The 10,371-nt window shown below is 65.6% G+C and carries 14 protein-coding genes; 7 read left to right on the top strand and 7 right to left on the bottom strand.

The window, feature by feature from the left end:
• Positions 1-38: 38 nt before the first annotated feature.
• Positions 39-314 carry a hypothetical protein gene (locus V9L17_RS05585; RefSeq protein ID WP_337345591.1) on the top strand — a complete coding sequence of 92 codons (276 nt, stop codon included), beginning with the start codon at positions 39-41 and terminating at the stop codon, positions 312-314.
• A gap of 76 nt (positions 315-390) precedes the next feature.
• Here V9L17_RS05585 and V9L17_RS05590 read toward each other — a convergent pair whose 3' ends face one another.
• Both V9L17_RS05590 and V9L17_RS05595 read right to left on the bottom strand, forming a co-directional pair.
• The gene (locus tag V9L17_RS05590; RefSeq protein WP_337345592.1) at positions 391-615 is read right to left on the bottom strand and encodes a hypothetical protein; all 225 of its coding nucleotides are present in this window, start codon (positions 613-615) and stop codon (positions 391-393) included.
• A gap of 177 nt (positions 616-792) precedes the next feature.
• On the bottom strand, positions 793-1,458 hold the full coding sequence (locus V9L17_RS05595; RefSeq protein ID WP_337345593.1) for a TetR/AcrR family transcriptional regulator: 666 nt from the start codon (positions 1,456-1,458) through the stop codon (positions 793-795).
• A gap of 120 nt (positions 1,459-1,578) precedes the next feature.
• Here V9L17_RS05595 and V9L17_RS05600 point away from each other — a divergent pair, with 120 nt between their 5' ends.
• The gene (locus tag V9L17_RS05600; RefSeq protein ID WP_337345594.1) at positions 1,579-1,902 is read left to right on the top strand and encodes a thiamine-binding protein; all 324 of its coding nucleotides are present in this window, start codon (positions 1,579-1,581) and stop codon (positions 1,900-1,902) included.
• 27 nt (positions 1,903-1,929) lie between these two features.
• Here V9L17_RS05600 and V9L17_RS05605 read toward each other — a convergent pair whose 3' ends face one another.
• The 3 genes from V9L17_RS05605 to V9L17_RS05615 form a co-directional block, all read right to left on the bottom strand.
• A complete protein-coding gene (locus tag V9L17_RS05605) occupies positions 1,930-2,148 on the bottom strand; it encodes a hypothetical protein (RefSeq protein WP_337350760.1) in 219 nt (72 codons plus the stop codon).
• Positions 2,145-2,894 carry a GAF and ANTAR domain-containing protein gene (locus V9L17_RS05610; RefSeq protein WP_337350761.1) on the bottom strand — a complete coding sequence of 250 codons (750 nt, stop codon included), beginning with the start codon at positions 2,892-2,894 and terminating at the stop codon, positions 2,145-2,147. Before V9L17_RS05610 ends, V9L17_RS05605 begins: the two co-directional genes overlap by 4 nt.
• Positions 2,895-2,979: 85 nt before the next feature.
• Positions 2,980-3,708, bottom strand: a complete 729-nt coding sequence (locus tag V9L17_RS05615; protein WP_337350762.1) for a GAF and ANTAR domain-containing protein — start codon at positions 3,706-3,708, stop codon at positions 2,980-2,982.
• Between the two features lie 252 nt (positions 3,709-3,960).
• Here V9L17_RS05615 and V9L17_RS05620 point away from each other — a divergent pair, with 252 nt between their 5' ends.
• The 5 genes from V9L17_RS05620 to V9L17_RS05640 all read left to right on the top strand — a co-directional run bounded on the left by V9L17_RS05620 (position 3,961) and on the right by V9L17_RS05640 (position 8,638).
• Complete coding sequence (locus V9L17_RS05620; RefSeq protein ID WP_337350763.1) at positions 3,961-4,638, top strand: O-methyltransferase; 678 nt, start codon at positions 3,961-3,963, stop codon at positions 4,636-4,638.
• A gap of 122 nt (positions 4,639-4,760) precedes the next feature.
• Positions 4,761-5,240, top strand: a complete 480-nt coding sequence (locus V9L17_RS05625) for a Dps family protein (protein WP_337350780.1) — start codon at positions 4,761-4,763, stop codon at positions 5,238-5,240.
• Between the two features lie 20 nt (positions 5,241-5,260).
• Positions 5,261-6,475, top strand: coding sequence for a hypothetical protein (locus V9L17_RS05630; RefSeq protein WP_337350764.1), 1,215 nt, complete (start codon positions 5,261-5,263; stop codon positions 6,473-6,475).
• On the top strand, positions 6,469-7,908 hold the full coding sequence (locus V9L17_RS05635; RefSeq protein ID WP_337345601.1) for a bifunctional PIG-L family deacetylase/class I SAM-dependent methyltransferase: 1,440 nt from the start codon (positions 6,469-6,471) through the stop codon (positions 7,906-7,908). The genes V9L17_RS05630 and V9L17_RS05635 overlap by 7 nt, the downstream gene beginning before the upstream one ends.
• A gap of 1 nt (position 7,909) precedes the next feature.
• Positions 7,910-8,638, top strand: coding sequence for a glycosyltransferase (locus V9L17_RS05640; RefSeq protein WP_337345602.1), 729 nt, complete (start codon positions 7,910-7,912; stop codon positions 8,636-8,638).
• A gap of 77 nt (positions 8,639-8,715) precedes the next feature.
• On the opposite strand, the gene V9L17_RS05645 is transcribed toward V9L17_RS05640, so the two are convergent.
• Entirely contained in the window at positions 8,716-8,892 is a 177-nt protein-coding gene (locus tag V9L17_RS05645; RefSeq protein WP_337345603.1) for a CsbD family protein, read from the bottom strand.
• A gap of 280 nt (positions 8,893-9,172) precedes the next feature.
• Positions 9,173-10,267, bottom strand: a complete 1,095-nt coding sequence (locus V9L17_RS05650; RefSeq protein ID WP_337345604.1) for a YihY/virulence factor BrkB family protein — start codon at positions 10,265-10,267, stop codon at positions 9,173-9,175.
• Positions 10,268-10,371 lie beyond the last annotated feature (104 nt).

Below are 10,371 nucleotides of genomic sequence, written 5' to 3' on the forward strand. Positions count from 1 at the left end.
GGCCGCCATCCAGCCAGGCGGCCCGAAGGAGGAACATCATGAACGATCAGCCGCAAGCTACGGCCCAGGATGATGGTGCCGAAGCCGCGACCACCGGTAACCATCCCAAGGTGCGACCGGCCTACATTGACTCCAGCGGTTCCGAGGCCACCCGGGAACTTCGCGACAAAGCGCGCCGCCGGCGGGAAGCCGAGGAAAAGCTCCAGCAGCACCTGCGTGAAGCTAAGGAACATACTCCCCATTCCGACACACACCCTCAGACTTCGCCCGAAGACGAAAGCAAGAAGGACGAAAGCAAGAAGGACGATAGCTAGAGGAATCGGGGATTAGCGCCGTGCCCGCGGTGTCCGCGCTGACCCGCGGGCCGGCAGTGTGTGCACTCCTGTGCAGTCAGGCTACGCCGTGGGCCGCGCCATCGACCGAGCCGGCCCGGCGGCCGCATTCTTCAACGGCGAGTTCGTACCAGACCTGGGCGCCGAATTCCGGGGTGGCCGTGTCGAGGTTCTGGAACAGTGCGTCCAGGAGGTTTGCCAGTTCCTCGGCGGAAAGGTGCGGAAGTACATCTTCCGGTCCGCGGGGGTCATTGATGAAATGGGACAGCTGTGAACTGTTCATCGTGGCGTGATTTCGTCGGATCGGGTACGCAGGAAACTGTTCATGGGTCGCTCCATCTGGGAATTCAGAGGCTGGCTGCGTAACCCCACTTGAGTCTATTCCAACGACTGGATGCCCACAATGGGCCGCCTACGGCGCTCTTTACCGACGGTGCGCGCTTAACGGCCCGCTGCCCGCCTAGCTGAACCGGCGTCCCGGGAGGTATTCGCCGGACAGCCGGTCGCCGGTCAGTTGGGCTGCGGGCAAGGGAACGTGTGCAGGAAGAGGCCGATGCGGCCGTTCGGAGCGGATTGCGTCCTCGACGAGGGCCACGGGGCGGCGCCAGGCATCGGAACCAGGCTCCATCGTGTCCACGACGCCGATCAGCATGGCGAGCAGCCGGAAGATGTCCGTCATGGAGATGTCAGGGCGCAGCGTGCCCTGTCCCTGCCCGCGTCCGAGCAGGACGCCGATGGAATCGATAAGGGAGCCGGTGATGCCCGTCAGGAGCTGTCGCCGCCCGGCTACGGCGCCGAGCAGGTTCGCATCGGTGCTGGCTGCGGCCATGATCGCCTCGATGACCCGGAACAGTCCGGCGGCTGCATCAATGTCCGCCAGGGCGTCGTCGATCACGGGATCCACTGTCAGCCTGAGCTGGCGGTTAAGGGCGGCCAGTACCAGTTCTTCCTTGTCCGCGAAGTTGCGGAAGAGGGTTGCCGGTCCGACGCCGGCCGTGGTGGCGATGGTCTGCAGCGGCACTTCCGGACCGAATTCCTGGAAGCATTGCCGGGCCGCCGTAATGATCTTGTCCACGTTGCGCGCTGCGTCTGCGCGGAGTGGTTTTCGGGCGACTGCGATGCTCATGCGATCAGGTTAGCAACGGAGCCCGGGGCGATCACCGTTACTGGAGGGTAGGCGGTTATGTGACGTGGACGGGAACGCGGGAGCCTCCTCGGCGTCCCGCTGCCGTGGCAGACTGGCTGTATGTTGCTTGCATTCTCTGTTGCTCCGTCCGGCACGCCGGTTGGCGGTTCCCGCCCCACCGACGCCTCAGTGCACGACGCCGTTGCCGCCGCGGTGAAAATCGTCCGGGAGTCGGGGCTTCCCAACCAGACGGATTCCATGTTTACCACCATCGAGGGTGAATGGGATGAAGTCTTTGACGTGGTGAAAAGGGCTACCGAGGCCGTTGGGCAGTTCGGCAGCAGGGTCTCCCTGGTCATCAAGGCGGACATCCGGCCCGGCTATTCAGGGGAACTCACCGCCAAGGTGAACCGGCTGGAAGGCGCGCTCGCAAAGGACGCGTGAGCCCTTGGCTCCCCACCAGGCTGTCAGTCAGTGGCCATCCAGTTCGTGGACGGCGTGGTCCAGGAGGTCGCGTTGAACGGGCCGGAGCATGTAGGACCTGTTCAAGTAGGCGTCGATTTCCAGCTCACCTGCGTCGCCGCCGATGCTGAAGTAATGCAACCACAGTGACTCAAGGGTCAGGCCGGCCTGGCGGTATGCCGCCGCCGTCCGTTCCCGCTGCTCCTCGGCAGTCTCGTCAACGTTCATGGCCGTTCGTGGTCAGGTTCTGCGGGGCGGTCAAGCACGTTGAGTGCGACTGCGAAGAGCGGAGCTCCTTCCTGGCGTGACTGGTCAGTCAGGGCACGCAGCGCGGCGCGCTCGTCCAGGTTCAGACGCTCCATCAGCACCCCCTTCGCCATGTCGATCACGCTCCGGCTGTGCAGGGATTTTTTGAGGTCAGCGCTGAGTTGCTCGGCGCTGTCATGCGCTTGGATGTTGGCAAGCAAAACGGCTGCGGGGGTGGCGAGGAGTTCGAGGAGGTGCTCGCTGCCGGCGTCGAAGGCGTTGGGGTGGCTGCCGTAGACCTTCAGGGCGCCGATGGCTTGGGCCGGTCCCGTTCCGTTGCCTCCGGGGAGGAGGAGGGGGACGCTTAGGCAGGACACCAGGCCACGCTGAGCGCTCGCTTCGCTCCATCTGGGCCAGCGCGTTTCCGTGGCGGCGTTATCCACCCGGATGGTTAGGGCTCCTGCCCACGCCGCGAGGCATGGGCCCTGGCCGAGTTCGTACTGCAACTGGTCCGCTTCTTCCACGAGTGTGCTGGTGGAAGCCCGGCTGGTGGGACGGCCCTGGGCATCAATGAGGGTGGCTCCGGCCCCGACGCTGCCGGGGATGCTTTCAAACGCGGCCTGGGCAATCTTTGCGATCGCTGGCCCTGCAACGTGTTCGGTGAGCAACAGGCCGGAAACGCGCGCGAAGACCGCCTGAAGTTCGCCGGTCACGGACTCTCTGCGCATTACGGGTGGTCTCCTGGTTGCCGTTGGTCCGGCAGGAGGAATACGAGCGCTGCCGCTGGTTCCAGCATAGACCGCATGGCTTGGCCTACTGTGAGGCGGCCGGGATGGCCGCGCCCCTGACGATGTCCAGGGCCAGCGCCGGAAGCCTCACCTTCCTGGTCCTGGCGGCTTCCTCCAGGAGGGTAATGGCGGCTTCACGGCTTGAGCGCGTGTGCGCCATGACCAGGGCGAGGGCCGCGTCCATGGTGGCGCGGGAACGAAGGGCGGCCCGTAATTCTTCCGGGTAGGTCGGCTGTTGAAGCGGAGGATGAACCAGCAGGGCGAGGCGAAGCGGACGGGAGAGGGACTGGGCGTACCACTCGATGGCGGCTTGTGTGTCGGGCCCGAACGCAGCCGCCCGGGGTGCGTAGCAGTTCAGTGCGGCCGAAGCTTCCTCGCCGGCGTCGATGGGCACTGCCAACACCGACCTGACACCAGTACCCGTGGTGGCTTCAAAGTAGCGGTTCCATCGGTGGTCCGTGCGGAGATCGTCCACTTGCACCGTATGCCCGGTGCGCAAGGCACTGAGGCAAGGACCGTCGTCGAGCTCGTACTGCCGCTCATCCAAAAGGCGGGCCTGCGCATCACTGCTGGCCACAGTGAAGGGCTTCCCGTTGCGCTGAACCGAGATGGCGCACAGGATAGGTGCGTCCGTGCCCAGCAATGTGGCTGAGTAAAGCGTGAGGTCCAGGAGGAACGATTCGAAGTCCTGGCTTTCCAGCAGCAGGTCCTGAAGATCTTCCACCGATGATGCGGATGTATGTTCTGAGGCCATGCCGAGCCTCGATTCTGGGTGGTCCCGAACCCTGAGGTGCCGGGAGTGGCTGCGGTGGGCCACAGCCTAGGGCGCTCCCGAACTGGCGTTCTGGAGCCGAAGCCCCGTTTTCGACGGGATGCTTGCGCACGAATCCTTGGATTGCGCTCTCATTTCGAGCCTACGCTCAATGGACCGCACAAGATACAGCCCCGCCCCGGACGCTGGGAGGCATGTCTGGACCCGCGCCCGCCCCCATGCCAGACTGTGGCCATGTTCGAGCACAAGCCCCAGCCAGGCTGGATTGCAGTCGAAGATTTCCTTACCGACACGGTGGTCCATCCCAACGGATCCTTGCAGCGGGCGGTGCAATCCGCCGTCGACGCCGGGATGCCCCCGATTGAGGTAACCCCCAACGCCGGGAAGCTGCTTAAGCTCCTGGTACAGGTGTCCGGCGCGCGCCGCGTTTTGGAGATCGGCACGCTGGCAGGTTTCAGCACTATCTGGATGGCCCAGGGACTTCCCGACGACGGCCGGCTGGTCACGTGCGAATACCTCACCAAACATGCGGAGGTGGCCAGGGCGAACCTGGACGCCGCCGGCGTGGGCCACAAGGTGGAAATCCGCATCGGCCCCGCGCTGGATTCCTTGGCCGCATTGGAGGCTGAAGGCCAGGAGCCATTCGATTTTGTCTTCATTGACGCGGACAAGGAGAACGATTCCAACTACCTTGAGTGGGCAGTCCGGCTGGGCCGTCCGGGCACCACGGTAGTCCTGGACAACGCCGTGTGGGAAGGGGCCGTGCTGGAGACGTCCCTGGACCCGGTGAACGCGCCAGGGATCGTAGGCGCGCTGGAACTGATGGGCAACCACCCGCGGCTTGATGCCACCGTGATCCAGACCGTCGGCTCCAAGGGATGGGACGGCTTCGCGCTCGCAGTGGTTCGCTGACAGCCGTGCTCCGAAGCGGGTTGTCCGGCAGAAAGCGCTGTCCGAAGAATTGCTAAGTATGCTTAGAATGAGTTTCCGTCCGGATCCCCGGCCGGTACGTAACCCTTGCAGCGGAGGAAATGATGAAAGCGTCACCCACTCTGGCCAGTAACCTTCAGTTGGTTCTCACGGACCTGATCGAACTGCATATGCAGGGCAAGCAGGCGCACTGGAACATCGTGGGAACGAACTTCCGGGACCTCCACCTGCAGCTGGACGAAATCATCGCCGCAGCCCGCCAGTTCGCGGACGAGGCAGCAGAAAGGATGCGTGCCCTGCACGCCCTTCCCGATGGGCGGAGCCAAACAGTCTCCGCTGACACGCGGCTGGATGAGTTCCCCGCCGGGCTGACGTCCACCAAAGACGCCGTGAAGCTGGTTACGGCCAGGCTGGAAAGGACTGTCAAGACTGCGCGGGATGTACATGACGAAGTGGATGAGGAGGACCCCACCAGCGCGGACCTGCTCCACGCCATCATCGAACGCCTGGAGCAGCTTGCCTGGATGGTGAACGCCGAGACGATGACGCCCTCAGCCGCAGTCACCGAGGCGGCCGACAAATAGGCTTCGGCAGGCTCGCGCCCATGAAGGAATCCAGCACGCGGACCGACCCCGCAGAGGCCCGCCGTCCGCGGGCCGTCACGTTCCCACCGGGTCCCCGCGAACCAGGACGGGGCGGATCCCGTGCGGAAGCGCAGGGGCCGGTTCCGCCAACTGCAGGCCCGCACCCGGGCCAGGACCGGTTGCTCGATGCCGTGGCCTCTGCGGTGGGGGACGTGCCGGCACTTCTGTCGCTCGCCCGGGACGCAGGACGGACATGGCCCCAGCCTGGACAGGGCAACACCGCGGCGCTTTGGGAACTGCTGGCCTCCGTCGCCGCAGTGGACGTTGCTGCCGGCCGGATCTTCGAGCCACACCTCGACGCACTGGCCATCCTTGCCCAGTCAGGCAGGGATCTGCGCCCGGTGGAAGGCGCCTGGGGTGTGTTTGCCGCCGAGGGCCCAGGCGCCAGGTTGGAGGCCAAAGCAGGAGACGCCGGCGTCCTCCTGGACGGTTCAAAACCGTGGTGCTCCCTGGCGCCGCTGCTGGACCACGCAGTGATTACCGCGCACACGGACGCGGGTGGCAGAGCGGCCTTTGCCGTGGACCTGCACCATCCCGGAGTGACGTGTGACGAGCCGGCGTGGATAGCCCGCGGACTTCAGGAGATCCCCAGCGGGACAGTGCACTTCAACCAGGTGCCTGCGGAGCAGTTGGGCGGCGACGGCTGGTACTTCAGCCGTCCGGGCTTTGCCTGGGGCGGCATGGGCGTGGCCGCGTGCTGGCTGGGCGGAGCAGTAGCCGTGTCCAGGGATTACCGGGACTCCCTGCGCGCCGCCGCGGGCAGAGGACGTGAACCGGACCAGATTGCCTTCGCCAGCCTGGGCGAGATTGACCGCATCCTGACGTCCGCCCTCCAGTACCTGGCGGGGACAGCAGCATTGATTGACGACGGCGGACTCGCGGGCGGCGGTCCACCCGCCTCCGCCAATGAACACCTCCAGTCCGGCGGTGATCAGCGCCCGGGCGCGGAACGGAGCCCGTGGAGCGAAGCCCTGCGCGTCCGCGGTACTGTGGCGGCCGCCGTCGAACGCGTCCTGGCCCTTGTCAGCCGTGACCGGGGACCGGCACCACTTGCTTTCGACGAACCCTACGCCAAGCGGATGGCCGATCTGGCCCTCTACGTGCGCCAGCACCACGCCCAGCGGGACGACGCGCAGCTCGGGGCGCTGACCTTGAAAGGGGAGCCGCCATGGTGAGCTTTTCGCACACCGACAAGGGCACGGACGAGGCCACCTGGGCTGCCAGCGGATTGGCGGACCTCGCCGGGCTGCCGCTGGGGCAGGATGAACTGGCAGGCCTGAGGTTCGTGGTCCTGGCGGCCCATCCCGATGACGAGACGCTGGGGGCCGGGGGCCTGCTGGCGCAGCTGCACAGCCTCGGGGCCGACGTCGAAGTTTTGTTGTTCACCGCGGGGGAGGGCTCGCATCCCGACTCCGAAACGGTTTCCCCGGGCCAGTTGGGAACTACCCGCGTCAACGAGTTTGCCGCGGCCCTGGCGGCGTTGGGCCACGCCGGAAACTGGCGCTTCCTGGGGCTTCCGGACAGCGGTTTGGAGCGGCATCGGGATGCGATGACGGCGGGGATCCGGGACGCAACGCGTGACCACCCCGGCCCGGCGGACCAGCTGGTGATTGTGGCCCCCTATCGCGGCGACGGCCACGCAGACCACGATGCCCTGGGAACGGCCGCGGCAGAGGTGGCGCGCGACGGCGGCCACGGACTGCTGGAATACCCCATCTGGTACTGGTTGTGGGCGGCGCCGTCGCACCCTGCGTGGGAGTCCTGGTTCCGCCTGCCGCTGGACCCGGCAACACACGCGGCCAAGGCTGCGGCGATGCACGCCCACGCAAGCCAGGTCCTCCCGCTGTCGCCCCTCCCGGGGGACGAAGCGTTACTGAGCGCAGAATTCCTCCGGCACTTTGACCGCCCCTTTGAAGCCTTCGCGTGGACGCCGGCGGCAGCAAATATCCGCGAAACCCGTGGTGCCACAACCCGTCCGGCCACCCCTCACAGCAGTGCCGATGCCGAACGGATCTTCGATGAGGTCCATTCGGCTTCCGAGGATCCGTGGCAGTACACCACCAGCTGGTACGAGCGCCGGAAGCGCGCGTTGACCCTGGCTGCCCTGCCCCAGGAACACTACCGGTCCGGGCTGGAGGTGGGCTGCTCGATCGGCACGCTCACCGTTGACCTCGCGGACCGCTGTGCCAGCCTCCTGGCCGTTGATGCCAGCAGCACCGCCTTGGAGCGTGCCGCGGGGCGGCTGGCTCCATATCCCGGCGTGAGGACCCGGCAACTCACTCTTCCCCGGGAGTGGCCGGAGGGCACCTATGACCTGATAGTGGTTTCGGAGGTGGGATACTATCTGTCTCCGGCCGAGTTCGGGCTGCTCCTGGAACGTATCGAGGCCTCCATGGCGCCGGGCGGCACCCTCGTGATGTGCCACTGGAGGCACCCCGTCTCCGGCTGGGAGCTCGACGGCGATACCGTCCACACGCTGGCCCGGAACGGATTGGCGTGGCCCGCGGCCGGCCTGTACCGGGAGCCCGACTTTGTGCTGGAGATCCTGGTGGCTCCCGAATCCCTGGCATCGCCTGACCGTCCCGCTGCTTTGCCCGGGGAGCAGTGAGATGGAGCGTATCGGGCAGGTTGCGGTGGTGGTGCCGGTCCACAACGAGGAGTACTACCTGGCCCGGGCTCTCAGTGGGGTCCGGGCGGCAGCCAACGCGCTGAATCCGGAAAGGCCGCACGTTGGCGTCGAGATCATAGTGGTCCTGGACAGCTGCACCGATGGCTCCCGCGGGATCGCCCTGCGGTTCGCGGCAGCCGATTCGAGGTTCAGGGTGCTGGAGGTGGACTTCCGGAGCGTTGGGAAAAGCCGTCGGGCAGGCATTGAGGCTCTGCTGGCTACCCGGCCGTCACCCGGAAGTCTATGGTTGGCCAACACGGACGCCGATTCCATCGTTCCGGTGAACTGGCTGCAGCGCCAAGTGGAGCTGGCGGACGCCGGTACGGATGCCGTACTCGGCTCGGTGGAGCCGGACCCGGACGGCATGGACCCTGAGATCCTGCGGCGCTGGCACGCCCGGCATCCCGTTGAGGAGCACCATGCCCACGTCTACGGGGCGAGTTTCGGCGTACGGGCCTCGGCCTACGAACTGGTGGGAGGGTTTCCGCGCCAGCGATCACACGAGGACCGCGGGCTGGTGCAGAAGCTGCGCCGCCACGGGTTCAGGGTAAGGGCAACTGACAGCATCCGGGTGCTGACATCGGGCCGCCTCCATGCCCGGGCGCCGCACGGTTTTGGCGCCTATCTGTTGGCGCTGGGCCTGGAACCGGCAGTAGCCGCGGAAGGATAGCCGGGCCATAAAACAGCCGGGCCGGGCCAGCAGGCTTTTGCCTGCCGCCCCGGCCCGTGGGTCAGGTGTTGAAAGAGTCAGTCCTTCTTGAAGGCGTCCTTGACCTTCTCGCCGGCCTGCTTCAGGTCCGCCTTGGACTGGTCCATCTGTCCTTCGGCCTCGAGGCGCTCGTCGTCTGTCGCCTTGCCTGCGGCCTCTTTGGCCTTTCCGCCCATCTTCTCGGCGGTGTTCTCAATCTTGTCATCCAAACCCATGGTGATTCTCCCTACGGCTTGTTGCGGCGGCGGAATGTCGCCGGTGATTCTTCAATGGTAGCCAGCGATGGCATTGGTCAACAGGGCCAGCGACGGCGGGAAGTCGGGAAGCAATCCCAACGGAAAGGATCAAGGGGGCCGACGGCGACTGGGGGGACTGGCCTCGGTCTCAGAAGAGGCCAACTCACCGCCGACCCCGCCTTATACCCGGGCCAGGGATGGCCTGGGAAACCTGGGCAGGATCTGCTTCTTCGATTTTCCTCCAAGATGGGGGCCCTGCCTAGCCCTGCCGATTAGCGTCCCCGTCGCGGGCGTCACCACTGTGACGCTCGCGGAGTTCGCGGCCGTGCTGGATGTCTTCCTCCTCCTGTTTCTGCAGTTTTTCGCTCTTTTTCGTGTCGCGCGGAGGCAGCTGGATGGTCTCCTCGGCCTCGATGCCGGCCTGGAGCTGGCGACCGCGTTCCATCTCGGCGTCGAACTCCGCACCGAACAGCAGCGACATGTTCAGAATCCAGAGCCACAGGAGCATCACGATCACGCCGCCCAGCGCCCCGTATGTCTTGTTGTAGTTGCCGAAATTGGCCACGTAGAAGGCGAAGCCCAATGACGCAAGAATGAAAATTACCAGCGCGATCAGCGACCCGATGCTCATCCATCGGAATTTGGGCTGCTTCACGTTTGGGGTGGCGTAGTACAGGACGGCGATGATCACGATGACAAGCGCGACGATTACCGGCCACTTCGCAATGTTCCACACCGCGAGGAAGGCGCCGCTCAGCCCGATGGCACCTCCAACGGCTTCCGAGACCGGTCCGCTGAGGACCAACATGCCGGCCAGCAGGGCGACGATGACTACCGCAAGCAGGGTGACTGCCAGCATTGTTCCGCGCAGTTTGAGGAAGGCCCGGCCCTCGTCCACCTCGTAGACGCGGTTCATGGCCCGGCCGAACGCACCTACATATCCGGAAGCCGACCATAAAGCGGTTGCCAGGCCGAGGAACAGTGTGAGGCCTGCCGCCGGAGAAGCTGCAAGTTCCTCAACAGGGCCGCTCACCGTGTTGACAGTGTCCTCGGGGGCGATGCCCCGGACGATCTCCAACAGCACCGCCGTCGTCTTTTCCGGATCGCCGAAGATACCCACCAGGGAGACGAGTGCCAGGAGCGCAGGAAACAGGGACAACACGGCGTAATAGGTGAGGGCAGCGGCGAGGTCGGGGCATTGATCCTTCGAGAACTCCCGCAAGGTCTTTTTGGCGATGTACTTCCAGGATGGCTTGTTGACGTCCGTGGGACTGTCCGGCTTGCGGGGATCGTCCGGTGCCGGGGCCTTGGACGCTTTGGCGGTGCTGGTTTCGGGGGCATCATGGGTTGCCATGGGAGTCCTCTCTCGCGGTGAAAACTCGAGGTGAAAAGCAGACAGGCCGGCGCCGCCGGGGGAGGCGGGTTGCCGGCCTGTCTGCTGGGTGGTGGTTAGGGGTT

This window comes from Pseudarthrobacter sp. CCNWLW207 (assembly GCF_037203945.1).
Taxonomy (GTDB): Bacteria; Actinomycetota; Actinomycetes; order Actinomycetales; family Micrococcaceae; genus Arthrobacter.